Genomic DNA, 22412 nt, shown 5'->3' on the forward strand with positions numbered 1-22412 from the left:
ATAGCAAAATGCTTTTTTCTTAACCATGCTGTGTGAAAACATCCATTTTGGTCACATATTTTCGCATAATGTCTTGGTTTACCTCAACCCCTAAACCAGGCTGTTTTGACACAGAAATAAATCCATTATCAATACGAATATCAGGAGTTACAATATCTTCATCCCAATAGCGTGAGGATGAAGATATATCGCCAGGTATTGTGAATTGAGGCAGTGAAGCAAGCGCCACGTTCTGCGCTCTTGATATACCTGTTTCCAGCATTCCGCCGCACCAAACCTGCATATGATGCTCTTTGCATAAATCATGAATTTTTAAGGCTTCTGTTAAGCCGCCGACACGAGAAGGTTTTATATTAATAATTTTGCAGCTTCCTAGCTCAATCGCCCGTCTCGCATCATCAACTGAACAAATGCTCTCATCAAGGCAAATAGCCGTTTTCAAATGTTTCTGCAGGTGGCGGTGGTCAACGATATCGTCGGATTGAAGGGGCTGCTCAATCATCATTAAATGGTAGTCATCAAGCTCCTTTAAACGGCTGATATCCTTCAATTCGTAGGAGGAATTGGCATCGGCCATAAGCGGAATATTTGGGAATCGGCTGCGGATGGCCTTGACCAATTCCACATCCTGCCCAGGCTGAATTTTAATTTTTATTCTTTGATAACCTTCTTTTTGATAGCTCTCAATTTCCTTCAGCATATCGTCAAGAGGCGCCAGGCCGACTACCACCCCGGCAGGGATTTTATCTCTTGTTCCGCCCAATGCCTCAGCAAGGGATACGCCCTTCTTTTTGGCATAGATATCCCATACAGCCGATTCAAGTCCCGCTTTTGCCATCCGGTTTCCTTTATACCGCGCCAGGCTGTCCGGCACTTCTGAAGGGTGATTGAATTCACGGCCGACGACATTTGGGATAAAAAAATCTTTTAGCATATGCAAACATGTTCCAATGGTTTCCTCGGTGTACCAAGGCGAAGAGAAAGCGGAAACTTCTCCCCAGCCTGTGACACCTGTTGTATCAATGGCTTCCACGATCAGAAATTTACGCTCTTGAAGCGTTTCGATACTGTTTTTAAACGGTTTCTTTAAGTTCATGCTCAAATGGTAAAGCGTGATTTTTTCTATTTCGATCATAGCAGTTCTCCTTTACGCGCATCCTTCAGCTGATTTCGCAAGAGCTTATTAGACGCATTGCGCGGCAGGCGGTCAAGCACAAAGAATTTTGCCGGAATTTTATACTTCGCCAAGCGTTCTTTGCAGTAGGCAGTCAATTCTTCTGCGCTCACAGGCTTGTGAAGGACAAGATAGGCATGAGGCACTTTCCCCCATTTTTTGTCCTCAGCCCCTGAAACCCCGGCTTCGGCCACAGCGGGGTGTGAAAGCAGCACTGACTCCACTTCGGCCGGATAAATGTTTTCTCCGCCGGATATGATCAGATCTGAACGTCTGTCTAATACATATAAAAAGCCTTCGCTGTCCAAATAACCAAGATCACCTGTTTTCAGCCAGCCATTTTGAAAGGAGGCTTCGTTTGCGCTTTCCCGGTTAAAATAGCTTTTCATGACATTCGGGCCTTTGACCATGATTTCACCGTGTACAAACGGTTCACATACCTGTCCGTCCCGCTCTATTTTGATTTCACATGAAAACAGCGGTTTCCCCGCAGATCCGAGCTTTTCCATACTGAATTCCGGCGAAAGGGTAACAATTTGTGAGCATGTTTCTGTCATTCCATATGACTGAAAGACAGGGAATCCTTTCTCACGGCATTCCTCAAGCAATGGCAGCGGTGCAGGGCCGCCGCCGAGAAGAATGCATCTGATGGATTCAGGGCAGCGGCTTGTTTCTTCCAAAAGACTGGCTAGCATTGTCTGCACCGCAGAGATCATTGTCACTTCATGCCTGTTGATAGAATCCAGCACATCACTTACGGAAAAACGCTGGTGAAGCACGACAGTCATTCCATAGATCACAGATTTGAATAATGCGGACAAGCCGCTGATATGAAAGAGCGGCAATGCGATAAGCCAGCGGTCTTGTTCTGTTATACCCAAATTAAGCGCGGACGACACCGCACTGAAATAGTGGTTTCCGAACGTTTGCTGAACTCCCTTGGGCTTTCCTGTCGTACCCGACGTATACATCAGCGTTGCCGTTGCATCCATTTGCATATAAGCTTGGATCGCAATTTCCTCTGCTGCTTCTTTCATCAATTCATCCACATCAATCGTTTGAACGATGTGTTCATACTCTTTCTTGTCAAAGCTTGAATCTGTCAGTAAAAAGCCGGATCCGGAATCCTCCAGCTGAAACAGCCTTTCATGTGTTGACAGCTTCGTATTCAAAAGCACCGCCTTAACACCAAGCAAAAAACAAGCGTGAACGGCGTATACCATTTCTGCACGATTTTGGAGCAAAATAGCCGCAGTATCCCCTTTCCGAACCGAATGAGCGGCAAGCTGTGCCGCCATTCGCTTAGACGCGGCAAATAATTCTGCAAATGTCACGGTTTGGTCTCTATAGATGAGAGCGATTCTCTCAGGTGTCAGCTGTGCCCGCTGCATGAGCCAGTTGGGCTGTTCTGTCAGCATGTCATCATCTCCGAGGTAAAATGTCTGTATTGAAAAGAAAACAGCTTGGACCGCAAAGTCTCAAGCTGTTGGTTTACTAAGTATTGCTGATCACGGGAAACGAGGGAACTGTCCGAAATCAGGTTTGCGTTTTTCCTTAAAGGAATCACGGCCTTCTTTTGCTTCATCTGTTGTGTAGTAAAGAAGGGTAGCATCCCCTGCAAACTGCTGAATTCCAGCAAGTCCGTCTGTGTCCGCGTTAAACGCAGCTTTAAGAAAGCGCAGTGCGGTCGGGCTTTTTTCAAGCATTTCTTCACACCATTTAATCGTTTCTTCTTCAAGCTGTTCCAAAGGAACGACTGTGTTGACAAGACCCATGTCCAGTGCTTCCTGTGCGTTGTACTGTCGGCATAGGTACCAGATTTCACGTGCTTTTTTATGTCCTACAATTCGAGCCAGGTAGCCAGAACCGTAACCTGCATCGAAGCTTCCCACTTTAGGGCCTGTTTGTCCGAAAATTGCGTTGTCCGCAGCAATTGTCAAGTCACATACGATGTGAAGCACATGGCCTCCGCCGATCGCATATCCGGACACCATCGCGACAACCGGTTTCGGGATGACGCGGATTAAACGCTGAAGATCCAATACGTTAAGACGCGGGATCTGATCGTCTCCTACATATCCACCGTGGCCGCGCACTTTTTGGTCTCCGCCAGAACAAAATGCTTTGTCCCCTGCACCGGCAAGCACGATAACCCCAACGTTTTGGTCGTCTCTTGCGTCAGCAAACGCATCAATCATTTCAGCAACCGTTTTAGGGGTAAACGCATTATGTACCTCAGGTCGGTTGATTGTTATTTTTGCAATGCCATTATACGTTTCATACAATATCTCATCGTATGTCCGTTTTGTTTTCCATTCAGCCATATGATGACCTCCTTTTATTCTCTATGTGAATGAGTCAGATGCTCGTCAAAAACTCACTCACTATTTTACCAAACAATCGCGGCTGTTCCACATGGACCGTATGTCCTGCTTTTGGAACAATCTCTATTCTACTAGAAGGAAGCATCTTATGCACCTCTTGATTGATGGCGCAAAATTTTTCGTCCCACTCCCCGCAGATAAGAAGCACAGGAACATCTATTTCCTCTACACGGCTCCACAAGGAAGGCTGTGAACCGGTGCCCATGCCGGTTAAACTGTTCGCAAGCCCAATCTTATTGTTCCGCAGACGGCCCGATCGTATCCTGTGCCGAATATCTTCAGCCAGCCTCTGCTGAGATGAAAACAAAGGGATATTCTCCCAATACGCAACAAATGCTTTGAGCCCGTCTCGTAAAATAAAATCAGCAAGCTTCCGGTCCCGCATAATTCGTTCCCGCCGTTCCCCAAGTGTTTTGAGCCCCGGCGTCGTGCTTTCAAGCACAAGTGCCGATACCCGCTCGGGATATGTCATCGCAAAAGAGTAAGCAAGCCTTCCTCCCATAGAATACCCAATCAATTTCACTTTGTGAAGTTTTAATTGATCAAAAATCTCGGCAAGGTCAGAAACTTGCCGGCTTGTGCTATATCTTTTCCCATTCAGCGGGGCATCGGTTTCCCCATGCCCTAAACAATCAATTTTGATCAAGCGGGAATCAGGCAGCATCTCATCAAGAAAAGTCCATGATTGTTTGCTGCCGGTAAACCCATGCAGGCAGACGACGGCTTCGGAAGCATTCGGTCCCTCGTCTGCCACTGCATATCGGACACCATCTGATACCGTTATGTTTACAGTTCCCATTGTTTTTTCACTTCCCGCACAGCCTCATTCAGCATATCGCGATGAAGCTGGACTCTTGATTGGCGATCCGTTTTGATTTCAATCAAATGGAGTCCGGGCTTGTCTGCCTGCGGCGCGTAAGCTGTTTTGAATTCATCCCAAGAAGCCGGGCATGAATACGTTCCGCCGTAAAGTGCAGCCGCATGCTTGAAATCGAGCCCTGTCGGTGTGCCGAACAAATCTTCAAAGTGTGTCTTCTCAGAAGCCTGCGGCAAAAAGGAGAAAATCCCTCCTCCGTCATTATTGACAAGAATCACAGTAAGAGGAATACCCAGCTTTTTGGCCGCCAGCAAGCCGTTTAAATCGTGATAAAAAGATAAATCTCCAATCACAAGGGTAACAGGCGCTTTTGTTCCTTCACATACCCCCATGGCAGAGGAGACGACACCGTCTATCCCGTTTGCTCCCCGGTTTGAATAAATCCGAAAAGGGCGGTCCTGCTTTTCAAAAAACGTATCAACATCCCTGATCGGCATGCTGTTGCCTACAAACAGCGAGCTGTTTTCAGGCACAAGATGCTGAAGGATTCGATAGAGATTGCCTTCAAACGAAACATCTTCACTGCTGATTGTTTGCAGGTGCTCGCGGAACCGCCCATTGACAAACTGCCACTTTTCCAGCCACTCTGAGGATCTGGTGGCAGCAGTAAGGCCTGCCATGATCTCCTCAGCAAAAACAGACGCATTACAATGAATCATATGCGCGCTTGCCTGTGTCGGGTCTCTCCAGCCTCCATCCTCGTCAACCACGATTTGCTGAATCGCCGGATCATCTTTAAGCCATAAGAAAACCGGTTTTGAAACAGGCATCGGTCCAAACCGAATGACAACATCAGGACGAAGTTTCCGCTTCAGCTCATCATCTTTTAAAAACGAATCATACGCATCAATAACAGTGCTTTTATCATGAACACCATTCCGCAGATTAGACAGCGGATCCGCTAAAATTGGATACTGAAGCGCTTTTGACAGCGCAATAATGTTTTCCTTATCCGCATCACTATGGAGCTCTCCGCAGACAATCATTCCTTTTTCAGCCTCCGCGAGCATCTCAGCCACATCAGACAGGGACTCGCGGTCAACAGACTGCGTACCTGTTTTCACAGACACATGACGGCCTGTTCTCATTCTTCCAAACGGCTCATCTGAAAGATCCGGCATCAGCGGTTCGCGCAGCGGCACATTCACATGGACAGGCCCCATTGGGCGCTTTTGTGCTTCTCCGGCAGCGCGGCTTGCCAGCGTTCGGATGTATCTCAGCATTTGCGGAGACTCTTCAGGAAGAGCAGAGTCTGTGAAAAACTTAACAAAGTTACCGAATAAGAAGTGCTGATTAATAGCCTGCGGTGCGCCTACTTCGCGCAGCTCATGAGGCCGATCAGCAGTTAACACAATAATAGGCACCCTTGAATAATGGGCTTCAACCACAGCCGGATAAAAGTTGGCCGCGGCTGTTCCAGATGTACAGATCAATAGTACGGGACGCTGCTTCGCTTTTGCCAAACCTAAGGCAAAAAATCCGGCAGATCTTTCATCAATTTGGACATGGACGCTGATATCAGGATGCGCAGCACAAAGAACAGCCAGCGGTGTGGATCTTGAGCCCGGACAAACGACAGCGTCCGTAATTCCGGAAAGGGCGAATTCATCAATAAAACTTCCGATGTAATGAGTAATCGGGTTGACTGTCAACGCCTCTCACCTCCTAATGCAGAGATCATCGGCTTCAATTTAATCTGTGTTTCTTCATATTCCGAGATTGGTTCCGAGTCTTCCACAATACCGCACCCGGCAAACAGCCTTGCTGTGCTTCCTTCGATCAGCCCTGAACGAATGGCTACCGCGAATTCCCCGTTATCCTGGCTGTCAATCCAGCCGATAGGGGCCGCATACCAGCCGCGAGACATCGGTTCAATCTCCCTGATCACGTCAACAGCTTTTTCCTGAGGTGCTCCCCCAAGCGCCGGAGTGGGATGCAGCTTCTCAATTAAGTCAAAAATTGAAGCAGACTCGCGCAGCTGTCCGACAATCGGCGTAAACAGGTGCTGCACGCTTTTTGTTTTGTACAAAACAGGTCCATCAGGCTTTTCAACCTCTGAACAGCTTGATACAAAAGCATTATGAATCATACCTACCACAATATCATGCTCAAGCAGGTTTTTCTCATCGTTTAATAATTCAAGGCCTATCCGGCGGTCGTCTTCTTCATTCACGCCTCGTTTAATGGAGCCTGCCAGACAGGAAGACATGACAGTGCCGCCGTCTCTTTTAATCAGTCTTTCCGGAGACGCGCCGACAAAGGTTTTGCCATCTTGTTCAATTGCAAAAACATAGCTTGTCTGCTGATCGTCCAGAAGCGTTTTAAGCACCGGTTCAATTTGGATTGGACCGTCAAACGTGAGCAGCAGCTCTCGGGCAAGAACAACCTTATCATATTGTTTCTCTTTAATTTGGCTTGTGGCCGTTTCGATTGCTTTCAGCCAATCATCCTTATCCAGCTCTTCGGCTGCTGCAATCACAGCCTGATCTTCTTGCTTGAAATCGGGAACCATAAATTCCGTTGCAAAAGCTTTTAAGCCTTCTAAAACAGCTTCTGCGTCTTCTCCTCCGCTTACCCATCTGTTAACTGTTAAGAACGGGCCTTCAGCAGTCATCGTCAGCATAAGCGCAGGCACAAAGAAATCCCCTTCCGAGAAATGGTCCCATTGTGAACCTCTTTCTTCGCAAGGGTCAAAAGAAAATCCTCCGAATAACACAGGTCCCACTGCAGAATGCTGCAGCTTTTCTTCTTCATAAATATGAAAAGCCGTCTTTTTAAAGCGCTCCCATTGTTCAAAAACCTCACGATACCGCTCGCTGTTTTTTTGATTTGTCTGGAAAACCGCTTCTTTGCCAAGACCGACTATTGTCAATTCACTTTCAGGATCTGACCAAAAAAATCGATTGCCTGTATATTTTTTTGCTCCGTAATTGAAAAATGATAGAGGGTCAAGAGACTCGATTTGTCTCGAATAGCTTATTAAGACAGCATGGTTGACTTCTTTGGCTTTATGTAATGCATGTAGAACTTCCTTTCGGAACGTACGCTGCACCGTTGTCACCATGAGACATTCCTCCATAATCCTTAAAATGCTTTTAATACCATACACCTGTGTCTCCTTTGTGTCAAACACAGATCATGCAGTCCAAATGGCCTGCCTTACCTATTATAAACCTAATTTCAGAAATGAAAAAGAAACAAAGCTTAAATTTCTTTCTCCACTGATAGCAAAGGTTGTATCCGCTTACCATAAAAGGAAAACCTCCTATATTCCTCCACCCGGCATTTATGAAAGTTCTCAGGCGATCTGTTCATACTAAAGGTATGCATCACAGAGAAACGAGGCGATCACATTGCTTACGAAAGAACAGCTTCAGCATTTAAAAAATGAACTGGAACAAACGAAAAAAGATATCTTAAACCGTTTCAAAGACAATGACCATTTTCAGCTTAACTCAGCCTTTCCTTATGATTCGTGGGGTGAGCTTTCGGCATACGACAACCATCCCGGCGATCAGGCGACAGAACTTTACGAGCGTGAGAAAGACATCGCTCTCGATTTACATGAGCGAGAGCACCTTCGGGACATTGAGCATTCATTGAAGGCGATAGAAAACGGTACGTATGGCATTTGTGAAGTCAGCGGAAAGGAAATCCCTTTCGAACGACTTGAAGCGCTTCCGACTGCCACAACCCTCGCGGAGTATTCGTCACAGGACGTGGTTTCCAAAGACCGTCCGATTGAAGAAGAAACACCGTTCGGGCAATTTGAATTTGATGATGATGAAGAAATCAGAGCGCCATATGACAGTGAGGATTCCTATCAGGATGTCGAAAAATATGGTAACTCACAAACGCCGCAGGATATGGAAAACCCTCCGCTCAGCTATGATGATATGACGATGAATGCCGAAGAGAATATCGGCAATACGGAGTCTTACGAAAATTTCATCGCTACAGATATCACTGGAAAAGAAATTACCGTTTATCAAAGCAGAGCCCATGAGCGCTATGAAGAAGAACTTGACGAAGAGGGAATCATGACCACATTCGGCGATCTCCACGCTGATTGAACCCCCGATTATTGGGGGTTCTTTTCCGTTTTCAGCATATCGTAAATCAGCTTCAGATAATCCTTTTGCAGGCCGATGTCATACCGCTCGCCCTCTAGCAATTTCCCGTATACAGTACATGCCCCGAGCGAAGCTTTTATCGCATCCGTTACCTGCACTTCTCCTCCGCTATCAGCTTCTAATGCCTCCAGCTCATTAAAAATATCAGGTGTGAAAATATAACGCCCTGCTGCGGCAAAATGAGACGGAGGGTTTTGTTTAGGCTTTTCCACAATATCCTGTATGCGATAAAGCCCTTTTTCAACTGGCTCCCCTTTTATCACGCCGTAATGATGTAAATCCTCCGTTTTTGTTTCTTTTAAGCCGATTACACTGGACTGATATTTCGTATACGCTTCAATCAGCTGTCCTAAAGCCGGCTGATTGGCGGAAAAAATCAGATCATCTGGCAAAACGACGGCAAAAGGCTCTTTGCCTGCAAATTGCTTTCCGAAAGAAATGGCGTCGCCAAGACCCTTTGCATAAGGCTGGCGCACATAGTGAATCCGTATATCCGGAATGGGATGCTCACTAAGCAAATGCTGTTTATTCTTAGAGGCCAAAAAAGCCTCAAGTGCCAAAGAGGAATCAAAATAGTCGACAATCAGATTTTTATGGCTCGATACAACCATCAAAATGTCCTCAATGCCTGACTCCTTTAATTCTTCAACAAGATAATGAATCACAGGCTTAGATCCTACTGGAAACATTTCTTTCGGAATCACCTTCGTCACCGGCAGATTTCTCGTGCCGAATCCGCCTGCAGGAATGATCGCTTTTTTTATCATGTTATTTTCCCCTCAGCTCATGTTTATTACATGATATTCCAAGAGCGCATCCCGATGTTTGTACATCTGAAATTAGGCGGGAGCAACTGGGCAGAAAGCGGAATCACGAACCAGCCCTTTTTTAATAGGATATTGATATATGACCAGTAATCTTGTAAAGGAGCTCAGGTGATGAAAATTTGTGTGGTTGGCGCCGGGTATGTCGGTTTAACCCTATCAGCGGCACTGGCATCCATCGGACATGACATGATATGCACAGACAAAGACGTCAAAAAAATCGGGCAGCTGAAAAAAGGAGACATTCCCTTTTACGAGCCTGGGCTTTCAGATGCAATACTTCGTTGCGGCAATCTCTCGTTTTCTTCTGAAGTGAAATCGAGCATGGAGGAATGTCCCGTTATTTTTATCGCAGTCGGAACTCCGCCGCGTTCGGACGGATCAGCTGATACGAAAGCCCTGCAGTCCGTCATCGGTGATTTAAGCGAGGCGATCCGATCGTATAAAACCATTATTACGAAAAGCACTGTTCCGCCCGGGACTAATGAAAACATAGCAAAACAGCTGATTGCCTCCGGAGTGTCTAAAAACCTTTTTAATATCGTATCCAATCCGGAGTTTCTGCGGGAAGGCAATGCCTTATATGACATGCTGCATCCTGACAAAACAGTCATCGGTGTTCAGGAAGAAGATCACGTATCGGCAGCCATCGTCAAATCCATTTACAAACACATTGATACCCCTTTTATCGTTACAAGCTTAGCGGGAGCAGAGCTGATCAAATATGCCAACAATTTCTTTTTAGCGGCCAAAATTTCGTTCATTAACGAAATGGCCCGCATATGTGAAGCCTATCAATCAGATATCTCAGATATTTCCCGCGCTATCGGTCTAGACCCAAGGATCGGGGAGCACTTTTTGCAGGCAGGCATCGGATACGGAGGCTCTTGTTTTCCAAAGGATCTGCAGGCGCTGCAATTTGCTGCCCAGGAAAAAAACACGGAGACCTTCCTGCTCCGGGCCGTGCAGCACATTAATGACACCCAGCTCGGCCTGTATATCAAAAAAATACAGTCATTCTTCGAAACACTTCAAGGCAAGAAAGCGGCTGTACTCGGCATTTCCTTCAAACCGAATACCGATGACATCAGGAATTCTCAGGCTGTCAGACTGATGGAAAGGCTGGCGGAGCTGGGATGTGATGTTCATGCATATGATCCTGAAGCTGTACTTCCAGAACATTTGCGGCAACATGTAACTCAGCATTCTCAAGCTTTTGATGCGATCGAAGAGAGTGACTTTTTATTTTTGGCGACAGAATGGCCTGAGTTTTTAGCGTTTGATTGGAAAAAGGCTGCAGTTATCATGAAAGGGCGTCTTGTGATTGACGGGCGCAACGTACTGAAAAAAGAACTGATCGAGGCTTGCGGCCTGATCTGTACGGGAGTTGGCCGTCCATGAAAATACTCGTCACAGGAGCAGCGGGCTTTATCGGCTCCCACCTCTGCGAAGAATTACTAAAAGATAAGAAACATAACATTATCGGAATCGATGACTTTATCGGTCCTACTCCATTTTCCTTGAAACTAAAAAACCTTAAAAACCTGCTGCCGGAAAAGCGATTTACGTTCATAAAGGAAAATCTGCTGACAGCGGATCTTGCTCCCTTACTAGAAGGAGTGGACGTCATCTTTCATTTGGCGGCCATACCGGGTGTCCGCTCAAGCTGGGGCAGTCATTTTCACCCATATGCCGCACATAATATCCAAGCGCTCCAAAGGCTCCTCGAGGAGTGCCGGAAACATTCTATTCAAACGTTCGTCTTTGCATCCACCTCTTCCGTCTATGGCGAAAAACAAGGAAAAGTCAGCGAAAACACGTCGCTTTCTCCTTTATCTCCGTACGGGGTAACAAAGCTTACGGGAGAAAAGCTTTGCCATGTGTATCAACAAAGCTTTGGCATTCCAATTGTGATTCTCCGTTTTTTTACCGTATACGGGCCAAGACAGCGGCCGGATATGGCTTTTCACCGGCTCATTAAGCAGCACCTTCAGCAAAAGCCGCTTACCATCTTCGGTGATGGGCAGCAGTCAAGAGATTTCACTTATATCAGCGACTGTGTCAAAGGCATCACCGCTGTTCTTGGGAAACCCCACCTTATTGGTGAAACAGTAAATATCGGCGGTGCTGAGCGTGCCTCAGTCTTAAAGGTTGTCTCCCTCATTGAGGATATTTCCGGTAGAAAAGCAACACTGCACTTTTCGGACAAAATAGCAGGGGAACCGAGCAACACGTGGGCGGATATTTCAAAAGCAAAGCAGCTCTTGCATTATGATCCCGCCACATCCTTAAAGGATGGCTTGACCAACGAAATCGCCTATTTATCGTCGCTGTATCAGGGGGAATAAAAATGAAGCTTGCCTTTATCTGTACAGAAAAGCTGCCGGCGCCCGCAGTACGCGGCGGCGCTATTCAAATGATGATTGACGGTGTCACGCCCTATTTCAGCAGCAGGTACGACCTGACTATTTTTTCAATAGAAGATCCAGCGCTTCCAAAAAGAGAAACAAAAGACGGCGTACATTATATCCATCTGCCAAAAGAACATTACCGCGAGGCGGTAGCCGAAGAGCTGCGAGCCTCTTCCTTTGACCTCATTCATGTGTTCAACAGGCCTTTAAATGTCTCTTTATATAAAAAAGCCTCACCAAACAGCAAGATCGTTCTGAGCCTGCATAACGAAATGTTTTCTGAAAAAAAGATGACCTTCGCGCAAGGAAAAGAAGTACTCGACAATGTCTCCATGATCACAACTGTGAGCGAATTTATTAAACAAACCGTCATTGAACGTTTCCCTGAAGCCGAGGACATCACAAAAGTTGTGTATTCCGGCGTTGATTTAAACTCTTATCCGCCCGTCTGGACGATGAAAGGCTCGGCTGTCAGAAAAACATACCGGAAAAAATACGGTATTGAAGATAAAAAAGTTATTTTATTCGCCGGCCGCTTAAGCCCGACAAAAGGACCTCACCTTCTCATTCACAGCATGAGAAGGATTTTGCAGCAGCACCCTGATGCTGTACTGGTCATAGCAGGCGGGAAGTGGTTCAGCGATGACAGCGAAAACCATTATGTAACCTATCTGCGCACGCTGGCCCTGCCATACAGAGACCACATAATCTTTACAAAATTCATTCCCGCAGACGACATCCCAAACCTATTTCTGATGGCAGATGTATTTGTGTGCAGCTCTCAGTGGAACGAACCCCTCGCCCGTGTGAATTATGAAGCAATGGCGGCCGGCACGCCCTTAATTACCACAAACCGGGGCGGAAACGGAGAAGTCGTAAAAGACGAAGTCACCGGTCTTGTCATCGACAGATACAACAAACCTTCTTCATTTGCAAAAGCAATTGACAGAGCCTTTACAGATCAAGAATTAATGAACAAAATGACAAAAAACGCCCGAAAGCATGTAGAAGCTTTATTTACCTTTACCCATGCGGCCAAAAGGCTCAATACTGTTTACCAATCCGTTCTGACCCCGAAAAACAAACAATTTCCGCCGCCTTTTCTGACGCAAAATTTTGATTTATCATCTATCAATCAGCTTTTTGTGAAAGCAAAAACATAAAACCTACAGCTCGTGTTGCAAAACGGGCTGTTTTTTTGCTGCAGAAAACATAAAAAAAGGCATAAATGTGACTTTATGCCTTGCGCTTTACGGTTTGAGAAAACCATGGAGCTGGTTTAGATTCACTTGGAAGAATGATGATTTCCACTTTAGCTTCTTCCGCTAAGTCTGGTTCTTCATCTTCATCTTCATCCTCTTCTTCAAATGGGGGCACTGAGCGTTTCGAATCATGCTCCTCCTCAGGCTCTAGAGTGGTTTCGAATTTTGTTTCTTCTTCATCATAGACGATTTTGTGATCTGTTTCCTTTTCCTTCGTTTCTTCTTGATATTCTTTCGGTGCATTGATGTGAGGGAGCTCTCGAATGCTGCCCACATCTAAATGCTTCTCCTCTTCTTCCTTCTCAGCTGAGATTGAGTCATGAGCCTGCCATCCCATTGGTCCAGGCGGTGTAAATACGAATTGGTCGAGATCCAGTTTAGAAATAGAGGCTTTTTGTCTCGATGACCTCATGTCAATTCGCCTCCCGATACGCTTTTATCTTTTTATACAGTTCCGGCAGTTTATCCAAAAACGAATCTTTAGATTCTTCAACAGAAATCATGTTTTGCAGCGCCCAGTTATACTTCTCATCTGACCACGTTTTCTTTTGCTTCAAATAATATTTGTGCCCGATTGCACAAAACAAATGCGGAAACGCGAGATCAATCCAAAGTACCTCGTACTGTTTTTCTGTGAGCGGATACACTGCGTCGTAGGACGCGAGCAGTGCAACCATGAAATCAGTATCCCATACAGAAAGCTTAACCATCACTTTATTCAGCAGAATACGAAGGTCTCTTGACGGCAAATCGTAGGTAATCGAGTGAAGCTCCTTTAAAAAAGGCTCCCCTTCGATCTCTGTCAAACGTGCCAATGTAAAATCCTGAAAACAGAATCCGCCATGCTCGAGCGTTTCTTTTGTCCAGGTTTCGTATTCTGAGTCATCAAGCGCTCTGAGAGCTTCTTTTCCTCTTGCCAGCATTTTATCAGCATGTTTTAAGAAAGTTTGCGAAAATACGTCATCAGGATAGGATGCTGCGATCTGCATATTCCCCTCCAGTTCCTGCAGCTTCCAACGGTACAATTTATGCCATTTTCCCAACCGGCTTCTCTTCTTGCTTTCATCTGTGCAAACATATCCTTTTGAGGCATGATGAAAATGGCCGGCAAATGACATGACTTTTTTCATTTGCTCTGCATCATAGTAAATCATTTCTTTTCCTGTCACTTTGTCATATAAGCTGTAAGAAACCTGATCCGTGCCCAAGCAGCTACCGCCATTTTTTGTTTGATGAATCGGCGCTATCGGCAGCCCTTTCTCTTGTAAATGGGCGTGTGCCTGAGTGATAAAAAGCATCCGCTCCGGTTTCATTTGCGCTTCTTTTAGCAGCTTTGGGCCATGATCAGTTTGTATTTCCCAGATTTTGCGCCCGCTTTTGTTCGATTTCAGCGCCACATTGTCAATATGAAAAGGATAATAGCTGAGAATTTCGGACACAATCTGTTCTTCATGCTCTTTTTGGTACACTCTGTTCACCCCTTCTATCTGTTCTTTTCATAGACGCTGAGCAGATTTTCAGCCACCCTCTGCCAGCCAAAATTGCTTTCTGCCTCACGGCGGCTGTATTTCCCAAGCCGTTCCCGCTTTTCCGAGCTGCTCAGCAAATCATTGATATGTTCGGCATATTGTTTAGGATTTTCAAAGTCATGAATGATGTAGCCGTTTTTCCCTTCCTCTATGACCTCTGGATTGCCTCCCCGATTGCTTGTAATAATAGGAAGTCCCGCAGCCATCGCTTCATAATGCACCCTTGCTAAAGGCTCCTGCCATTGCGAAGAGCATACAAATACATCTGACATGGTATAAAGGCGCGGAATGTCCTTTGGCTTCACAAATTGAATAAATGTGACATGATCCTTTTGCATCGCACCAAGGGTATGAAGATGTTTGACATAGTTATTTAATTCATTATCTCCGAACCATTTTGACCCGATAAACACCATCATGACATCGGGGTGCTCCTCAATGATGTCCGGCAAAGCCTGCAATAATATGTGCGGGCCTTTGACTTTGCTAAGCCGGCCAACAAACAAGACGATTTTTTTGCCGTGAAGCCCCAGCTCGCTTCGCATCTCTTCGCGAGCCCGCTGCCCTTCATTCGTCCAGCGGGGGTGGTACGCTTTTAAATCCACACCGGAATACACCGTTTTTGTTTTTGATCGTGCTGACGGAAAACGGCTTGTGATCGTCTGTCCGATATAATCGCTGACCGTAACAATCTGCGCTACGGAGTCGATGCAAATCTCGCCTTCCGCCTGGCTGATTTTATCGTAAGCGAACATTTCATTGTGAACGCTTAAAATAAAAACAGCATCCGGCGCCTGTTTCTTCAATTTCGGAACCCAGCTTGGGCGATTACAAACATGCACAAGATCAAAACGGCTCTTTTTCAGCTCTGCTCCAACGGCTTCTTCATAACGGTCTTCATCCAAATGCACATAATGGACACCGTCTACCTTCTCTCTATCAGCGAGATTCGGATCTTTAATAGAAAACACAGTCACCTCATGTTTTTTGGCAATTAAAGGGGCAACCGCTTCGAGGTAGATTTGAATGGCGCCTCCTCGAACCGATGGGACAGGAAGCTTCTCTGTGGCGATCAGTGCTATTTTCATACATAGCCTCCATTCCTGCATGATTTTTAACTAGTTAGAATCATGATACGGCTGAACAACCAACTTGTGCGGAATGGGACTGCCCTAAAAACAAAACGGGTAAACAACCAGATTCATCTATTAAATATAGTCAAATAACTCAATCATTTTTTCCTTTTGATTCATAAGGTAGGAGTAAAACAGGTAAGGATGTGTCCTTTAATGGCAGAAAACCATGAAGTCATTGAGGAGGGGAATTCATCAGAGCTTCCTTTATCAGCAGAAGATGCAAAAAAATTAACGGAGCTGGCTGAAAATGTGCTTCAAGGATGGGATGTGCAGACTGAAAAAATAGACGTCATTCAGGGAAACCAGATGGCGCTTGTCTGGAAGGTCCACACAGACTCCGGCGCAGTTTGTCTAAAACGAATACACAGGCCAGAAAAGAAAGCGTTGTTTTCCATTTTCGCGCAGGACTATTTGGCGAAAAAAGGCATGAATGTTCCTGGCATACTCCCAAACAAAAAAGGCAGCCTATATTCCAAGCACGGCTCATTTCTATTTGTCGTATATGACTGGATCGAAGGAAGACCGTTTGAGCTGACTGTAAAGCAGGACTTGGAGTTTATCATGAAAGGCCTTGCTGATTTTCATACAGCGTCCGTCGGATATCAGCCGCCAAATGGCGTTCCCGTATTTACCAAATTAGGTCGCTGGCCGAATCACTATACGAAACGGTGCAAACAGATGGAAACGTGGAAGCTGATGGCGGAGGCGGAAAAAGAAGATCCTTTCTCACAGCTTTATCTTCAGGAGATAGATGGCTTTATTGAAGACGGGCTGCGCATCAAAGACCGGCTTTTGCAGTCGACCTATGTTCCATGGACTGAACAGCTGAAAAAAAGCCCTAACCTTTGCCACCAGGATTACGGAACCGGAAATACACTCTTAGGGGAAAATGAACAGATTTGGGTCATTGACTTAGATACCGTTTCATTTGATCTGCCTATTCGCGATTTGCGCAAAATGATTATTCCGCTTTTGGATACGACGGGCGTATGGGATGAAGAAACATTTCATGTCATGCTGAACGCATACGAATCCAGAGCCCCATTAACTGAAGAACAAAAACAAGTCATGTTTATTGATATGCTTTTTCCTTACGAGCTTTACGATGTCATTCGCGAAAAATACGTCCGCAAGTCTGCTTTACCGAAGGAAGAATTAGAATCAGCTTTTGAATATGAACGCATTAAAGCAAACGCATTGCAGCAGCTTATTTAAGACCATCATTTCCCCCGCATATCGGGGGTTTGATCTTTATAAGATAAAGGGTAAATAAATACATGCGGAGGTTGCAAATATGAAAAAGATTGTCGGCGCTTTAGCCGTTTTTGTGATTACATATGCGCTGTTTTCAGCCGCAGGCTACCTGTTTCCTGTGGACCAAGAATGGTACAATTCATTGAAAAAACCGGACTGGACACCAAGCGGAACTGCGATCGGCATCATTTGGGCCATCCTGTTTGCCCTGATCTCCCTTTCAGCAGCCATTGTATATGTTGCGTTTTCATTTAAAGGTGCGAAAAGCTTTTGGTTTACACTTTTGATAAATTACGTGCTCAATCAAGCATTCAGCTATTTCCAGTTTACGCAAAAAAATCTGCTGGCTGCATCGCTTGACTGCCTGCTTGTCGCCATCACAGCAATCGTATTACTGATCATTGCCAAAAAATACAGCAGAGCCGCAAGCTATCTTCTTTTGCCTTATTTTTTATGGAGTGCATTTGCGACGTTCTTATCCTTTACAATCAATTCAATGAATCTGTGAACAAAAAAAGCCGCTTATACAGCGGCTTTTTTCACATCATCGGCTTGATGCCCCAAATGTCCTTCGCATATTCCCGGATCGTGCGGTCGCTGGAGAAATATCCAGAATGAGCAATGTTTACAATCGAACGCTCAGACCATTTCCTTCGCTCTTGATAATCAGCTTGAATTCGCTCCTGCGCATCTGCATATGAGCTGAAATCCTTCAGCACAAAATACTCATCATTATGCGGAAGCAGCGAGTCAAAGATCGATTCAAATTCATCTGCTTCTCCTTCAAAAAAACCATTGATCAGCTGATCCGCTACCTGCCTGATTCTCCTGTCATGCTGATAATATTCCCTCGATCTATAGCCGCCGTTTTCCTGATACGATAGAACCTCATCCGCCTTTAAGCCGAACGTGTAAATACAGTCAGGGCCCACCCGCTCAAGGATCTCGATATTTGCGCCGTCATGCGTGCCGATCGTCAAAGCCCCGTTCATCATAAACTTCATATTCCCTGTACCAGACGCTTCCTTGCTTGCGGTTGAAATTTGCTCACTTACGTCTGATGCCGGAAAAATTCGCTCAGCCATAGAAACTCTATAATTTTCTAAAAAAACAACTTTGATCAGCTGTTTGACCGCCGGATCATAATTGACTTTTTCTGCGACAGAATGGATCAGCTTAATGATTTTCTTGGCATAATAATAGCTTGGTGAAGCCTTTGCCCCGAAAATAAAGGTTTGCGGGTAGATTGAAAACCCAGCGTCCTCCTTGAGGCGGTTATACAAATACATAATGTGAAGAACATTCAGCAGCTGCCGTTTATATGCATGGAGCCGTTTCACCTGTACATCAAATATGCTGTCAGGGTTCACAACCACCCCGGCCGTGCAAAAAATCAAATCGGCAAGCTCTTGTTTTTTCTTGCTTTTGTTGTTTTGAAACTGTTCAATAAATGCAGGATCAGAGGCGTACGGTTCTAAACGGATCAGTGATTCCGGCTGTTTGACCCATTCATCGCCGATCGCCTCTGTAATGATGGCAGACAAGCCTGGATTCGCTTTTAACAGCCAGCGCCTGTGGGCAATTCCATTCGTCTTATTGTTAAAACGATTCGGGAACAGCAAGTGAAAGTCGCGCATCTCCCTTTCCTTTAATATATCGGAATGAATTTTTGCAACGCCATTTACACTGTAGCTGCCTACTATGGCCAGATGAGCCATTTTGACAACACCATGCGCTGTAATCGCCATGTCCTCTATCCTTTTCCAGTCTCCCGGATACTTTTCCCAAACTGCACGGCAAAACCTCTCATTGATCTCTTCAATAATCATGTACATTCGCGGGAGCAGCGGCTTAAACAAATGAATCGGCCATTTCTCGAGCGCTTCTGACAATGTTGTATGATTTGTATAAGAAATCGTATGTACAGTGATATGCCAAGCTTCTTCCCAGCTCATGTTCTCTTCATCGAGCAAAATCCGCATCAGCTCGGGCACCGCAAGCGCAGGGTGAGTGTCATTAATATGAATGCTCACTTTTTTATGCAGGCCGGATAAGGATTTATGTGTTTTACGGTAATTGTTCACAATGCTTTTTAAGCTTGCGCATACTAAAAAATACTGCTGCTTCAACCGTAAAATTTTCCCCTCATCATGGGTGTCGTCGGGATATAAGAATTCAGAAACCGCTTCTGTTTCCCGCTTATAAGACAAAATATTACCGCCGTGATAATGCGCATAGGGCTCGGCGTTCCAAAGCCTTAACGTATTGACAGTGCCCGTTTCATAGCCGATGATCGGGATATCATAAGGAACAGCGGTAACGATTGTGGCTTGTTCGTGGCGAAAATGCAGGCGCCCGCTTTTTTCTGTCATATGGACTTCGCCCCAAAACGGCACGTCTACTGCTTGATCCGCATTCCTTACTTCCCATACGTTCCCGTTTTTCAGCCATTGCTCAGGCAGCTCCACCTGATGCCCGTCTACAATTTTTTGCTCAAACAAACCATGCTTATAGCGTATGCCCATCCCATGCCCAGGCAGGTTCAACGAAGCAAGAGAATCTAAAAAGCAAGCGGCCAAGCGGCCAAGCCCGCCGTTGCCGAGACCTGCATCGTTCTCTATCTGAAGGATTTCCTCTAAATTGATGCCGATTTCCTTTAAACCAGCTTCTACAACATCACGAACACCAAGATTCATTAAGTTTTGCTCAAGGAGCTGACCGAGCAGAAATTCGATTGATAAATAATATGTCTGCTTCCCGGAATTTGATCTGCTTTTTTCATTCGTTTCGATCCAATCAGCGCTGATATACTCTCTGACCATATTGCCCAACGTTTTATATTGATCCAGCTTGGCAGAATCTTTAAAGCTTTTTCCGCACGTCATTTCCAGACGCTTTAAAAATAAGTCTGCAAAGCGTTCTTTACTCGAGAACATCCCGTCCACTCCTTGTCACCTGCTCGAAAATACGCTGATACTCTTTAGCCGACTTCCTCCAGCTGTAATCTGCATTCATTGCGGTCTTCACGATGCTCTTCCATACATCCTGTTGGCGATAAAACGACAGCGCTCGTTCAATCGTAAATTTCAGATCATGCGCATTAAAGGCGGAAAACGTAAAGCCATTGCCCGTTCCCTCTTCCTCCTGATAGGCACGAACAGTGTCGTAAAGACCGCCCGTTTCCCTGACAATCGGAATGGCGCCATATTGAAGAGCAATGAGCTGCCCCAAACCGCACGGCTCAAATTTCGACGGCATCAAAAACATATCAGAGCCCGCATAAATTTGATGAGCTAGCGGCTCATCAAACCCGATATAAGCCCGGCACTTCTCATGAAAAGCAAATTCTGCATACCGGAAATAATCTTCAAATTCACGTTCTCCTGTGCCCAGCACAACCAGCTGTATGTCTTGCTCCTCAAGAAGTTCGTGCATAATTCTGCGGACAAGATCAAGCCCCTTTTGTTTAGTGAGCCTTGTCACCATACTGATCAGCGGAATATCGTTTTTCTCTGGAAGCCCCATCCGCCGCTGAAGCTTCGTTTTGTTTTCCAACTTGCATGCAAGATCCCCTGAATCGTATTGCGCCTCTATATAAGGATCGCTTTTCGGCTGATAGAACGTATCATCAATGCCATTTAATATGCCGGTTACATCATTTTCCCTATATTGCAAAACCTGTTCCAACTGCTCACCATAATACGGAGTCAATATTTCATTTCTGTAAGTGGGGCTCACAGTTGTCACATGATCAGCCGCAATGATGCCCGCCTTCATAAAATTAACAAATCCGTTGCATTCTAACCTTTCATAATGAAAATGATCCATCTCAAGACCCAGCAAGTCATGTGTGACATCAGGAGGGAATATGCCTTGAAACTGCAGGTTGTGGATCGTAAGCACGCTTTTCATCCGTTCATAAAAAGGATGTTTTCTGTACTCCTCTTTCAGCAAATAATTGACCATCGCTGTATGCCAATCGTGAGTATGAACAATATCGGCTGGAACATTCACAACTTTGGCAGCCTCCAGCACAGCTCTTGAAAAAAAGGCAAACCGCTCACCGTCATCATAATGCCCGTACAACGAATCCCTGTTGAAATAGTACTCATTGTCGATGAAGTAATAATTCACATCATCTTTGGCCATATGTTCAATTCCGCAATATTGCTGACGCCAGCCGACAGCTACCGTACACTCAGCCTTTTTTTTCATACGCTTTTTCCACGGTTCAGGTATTTGGCTGTACTTCGGCAGCATCACAGCTACTTCATTGCCTAATCGTGCAAGTGCCTTTGGCAGAGCACCTGCTACATCGGCAAGACCTCCTGATTTAACAAATGGGGTGCATTCTGACACAGCAAATAATATCTTCAAGAATTCATCAGCTCTCCTTGCACCAAACCTTTTCTTAATACAAGCGGCTGCTCAGCTGTTCCTGCAGCTTCCGTCGCCTTGCCGATTTTAACGTCCTTATCCGAAATGACCTGCTCAAGAAGACAATCCTCGCCAATCTGCGTTTTTTGCATAATAATACAGTTTTTCAGCTTCGTACCCTTTCCGACATGGACCGCCCTGAACAAAATGCAGTTTTCAACCTCTCCTTCAAGCACACAGCCGTTTGCCACCAAAGAGTTTTTGACAGTGCTGTGCTTTCCGTATTTCGTAGGCGGCTCATCCTTCACTTTTGTATAGATCGGCTGCTGCGGCAAAAACACCTGCTGCCAAAAACGAGGCTGAATGAGCTCCATACTGTGGGTATAATATTTTTCCACCGAATCAATGACAGCGGCATAACCTGAATATTCATATGGGCAAATGGTCAGGGCGGAAGATTCCTTTTCAACAGCCTCCTGAATGGTTTTATAGCCTTTTTCGCTATGTCCGTAGATCAGATCCTTTAAAAGCGTTGTTGACATGATATAGATTTGCAGCGACTGGCCGTCCTGAAATACCTCGGTGACGTCGCAGCCAACCTCCTGATGGCGTTTCAGCACATATTGAAATTGAATGTTGCATACGGTATGGCTGTTGGAGATAACAGCATATTGCTGCGTGCTTCTGTGGAAGTAATCTAGATGGTCCGAAAACTGGCGAAAGGACCCGAATTCATCGTATTCGTGATGAAGATGGGGAGACGGGAAAAAAAAGAGGCCGTCCTTTTTCCGGTGCAAATCCCATTCCTTACCCGCTCCAAGGTGATCCATGAGCGAACGGTAACGATACTTCGGAAAAATTGCAACACTCCTAATATCCGCATTCACCATGTTGGAAAGCATAAAATCAATCAGACGGTACCTGCCGGCAAAAGGGATCGCCCCGAGCGACCGCTGTGCTGTTAAATCCTGAAGAGAATGCTTATATGTGGTTTCATCTATAACACCTAACATTTGATTATTGAACACTGACTCTGCCCCCTCTTCAGTAA

At 45.5% G+C, this 22412-nt stretch carries 19 protein-coding genes; 6 read left to right on the forward strand and 13 right to left on the reverse strand.

All coding sequences use genetic code 11. The features are described 5' to 3' along the window. Positions 1-19 precede the first annotated feature (19 nt). The 6 genes from menC to AC0OMU_RS16000 form a co-directional block, all read right to left on the reverse strand. Positions 20-1135 (reverse strand): o-succinylbenzoate synthase, encoded by a 1116-nt coding sequence (gene menC, locus AC0OMU_RS15975; RefSeq protein ID WP_474241299.1) that lies wholly within the window; start codon positions 1133-1135, stop codon positions 20-22. Beyond that, on the reverse strand, positions 1132-2592 hold the full coding sequence (locus AC0OMU_RS15980) for an o-succinylbenzoate--CoA ligase (RefSeq protein WP_474241300.1): 1461 nt from the start codon (positions 2590-2592) through the stop codon (positions 1132-1134). The genes menC and AC0OMU_RS15980 overlap by 4 nt, the downstream gene beginning before the upstream one ends. A gap of 90 nt (positions 2593-2682) precedes the next feature. After that, on the reverse strand, positions 2683-3498 hold the full coding sequence (gene menB, locus AC0OMU_RS15985) for a 1,4-dihydroxy-2-naphthoyl-CoA synthase (protein WP_003229054.1): 816 nt from the start codon (positions 3496-3498) through the stop codon (positions 2683-2685). Between the two features lie 34 nt (positions 3499-3532). Further along, positions 3533-4357, reverse strand: coding sequence for a 2-succinyl-6-hydroxy-2,4-cyclohexadiene-1-carboxylate synthase (menH, locus tag AC0OMU_RS15990; protein ID WP_015714575.1), 825 nt, complete (start codon positions 4355-4357; stop codon positions 3533-3535). After that, positions 4345-6087, reverse strand: coding sequence for a 2-succinyl-5-enolpyruvyl-6-hydroxy-3-cyclohexene-1-carboxylic-acid synthase (gene menD, locus AC0OMU_RS15995; RefSeq protein WP_217000029.1), 1743 nt, complete (start codon positions 6085-6087; stop codon positions 4345-4347). The genes menH and menD overlap by 13 nt, the downstream gene beginning before the upstream one ends. Then, positions 6084-7499: an isochorismate synthase gene (locus AC0OMU_RS16000; protein WP_100506412.1), complete on the reverse strand. Its 1416-nt coding sequence runs from the start codon at positions 7497-7499 to the stop codon at positions 6084-6086. Before AC0OMU_RS16000 ends, menD begins: the two co-directional genes overlap by 4 nt. Before the next feature lie 289 nt (positions 7500-7788). Between AC0OMU_RS16000 and AC0OMU_RS16005 the strand changes: the two genes are divergently transcribed. After that, positions 7789-8508, forward strand: a complete 720-nt coding sequence (locus AC0OMU_RS16005) for a yteA family sporulation protein (RefSeq protein WP_003229046.1) — start codon at positions 7789-7791, stop codon at positions 8506-8508. A gap of 8 nt (positions 8509-8516) precedes the next feature. Here the strand turns inward: AC0OMU_RS16005 and AC0OMU_RS16010 are convergent, their stop codons facing one another. Continuing rightward, positions 8517-9335, reverse strand: a complete 819-nt coding sequence (locus tag AC0OMU_RS16010; RefSeq protein WP_063335744.1) for a UTP--glucose-1-phosphate uridylyltransferase — start codon at positions 9333-9335, stop codon at positions 8517-8519. A 171-nt stretch (positions 9336-9506) separates the two neighbouring features. Between AC0OMU_RS16010 and AC0OMU_RS16015 the strand changes: the two genes are divergently transcribed. Genes AC0OMU_RS16015 through AC0OMU_RS16025 form a run of 3 tightly spaced genes read left to right on the forward strand, consistent with a single transcriptional unit; the run spans position 9507 to position 12966 of the window. Beyond that, a complete protein-coding gene (locus tag AC0OMU_RS16015; protein WP_474241301.1) occupies positions 9507-10793 on the forward strand; it encodes a UDP-glucose dehydrogenase family protein in 1287 nt (428 codons plus the stop codon). After that, the gene (locus tag AC0OMU_RS16020; protein ID WP_047183076.1) at positions 10790-11740 is read left to right on the forward strand and encodes an NAD-dependent epimerase/dehydratase family protein; all 951 of its coding nucleotides are present in this window, start codon (positions 10790-10792) and stop codon (positions 11738-11740) included. Before AC0OMU_RS16015 ends, AC0OMU_RS16020 begins: the two co-directional genes overlap by 4 nt. A 2-nt stretch (positions 11741-11742) precedes the next feature. Further along, on the forward strand, positions 11743-12966 hold the full coding sequence (locus tag AC0OMU_RS16025) for a glycosyltransferase family 4 protein (protein ID WP_047183077.1): 1224 nt from the start codon (positions 11743-11745) through the stop codon (positions 12964-12966). Between the two features lie 73 nt (positions 12967-13039). On the opposite strand, the gene AC0OMU_RS16030 is transcribed toward AC0OMU_RS16025, so the two are convergent. The 3 genes from AC0OMU_RS16030 to cotSA are packed head-to-tail and all read right to left on the reverse strand — an operon-like array spanning position 13040 to position 15682. Further along, entirely contained in the window at positions 13040-13477 is a 438-nt protein-coding gene (locus tag AC0OMU_RS16030) for a hypothetical protein (RefSeq protein WP_474241302.1), read from the reverse strand. A gap of 1 nt (position 13478) precedes the next feature. Beyond that, on the reverse strand, positions 13479-14534 hold the full coding sequence (cotS, locus tag AC0OMU_RS16035; protein ID WP_309530141.1) for a spore coat putative kinase CotS: 1056 nt from the start codon (positions 14532-14534) through the stop codon (positions 13479-13481). A gap of 14 nt (positions 14535-14548) precedes the next feature. Then, a complete protein-coding gene (cotSA, locus tag AC0OMU_RS16040; RefSeq protein ID WP_181217370.1) occupies positions 14549-15682 on the reverse strand; it encodes a spore coat protein CotSA in 1134 nt (377 codons plus the stop codon). Between the two features lie 189 nt (positions 15683-15871). Between cotSA and cotI the strand changes: the two genes are divergently transcribed. Both cotI and AC0OMU_RS16050 read left to right on the forward strand, forming a co-directional pair. Next, complete coding sequence (gene cotI, locus AC0OMU_RS16045; RefSeq protein WP_080030688.1) at positions 15872-16945, forward strand: spore coat kinase CotI; 1074 nt, start codon at positions 15872-15874, stop codon at positions 16943-16945. A 79-nt stretch (positions 16946-17024) separates the two neighbouring features. Continuing rightward, entirely contained in the window at positions 17025-17492 is a 468-nt protein-coding gene (locus AC0OMU_RS16050) for a TspO/MBR family protein (protein ID WP_474222240.1), read from the forward strand. A 31-nt stretch (positions 17493-17523) separates the two neighbouring features. Here AC0OMU_RS16050 and glgP read toward each other — a convergent pair whose 3' ends face one another. Genes glgP through glgD form a run of 3 tightly spaced genes read right to left on the reverse strand, consistent with a single transcriptional unit; the run spans position 17524 to position 22389 of the window. Then, positions 17524-19920, reverse strand: a complete 2397-nt coding sequence (gene glgP, locus AC0OMU_RS16055; RefSeq protein WP_100506408.1) for a glycogen phosphorylase GlgP — start codon at positions 19918-19920, stop codon at positions 17524-17526. Continuing rightward, complete coding sequence (gene glgA, locus AC0OMU_RS16060; protein ID WP_047183079.1) at positions 19907-21361, reverse strand: glycogen synthase GlgA; 1455 nt, start codon at positions 21359-21361, stop codon at positions 19907-19909. Before glgA ends, glgP begins: the two co-directional genes overlap by 14 nt. Then, complete coding sequence (gene glgD, locus AC0OMU_RS16065; RefSeq protein WP_004398841.1) at positions 21358-22389, reverse strand: glucose-1-phosphate adenylyltransferase subunit GlgD; 1032 nt, start codon at positions 22387-22389, stop codon at positions 21358-21360. Before glgD ends, glgA begins: the two co-directional genes overlap by 4 nt. Positions 22390-22412 lie beyond the last annotated feature (23 nt).

It is taken from the genome of Bacillus sp. FAU18 (assembly GCF_056033885.1).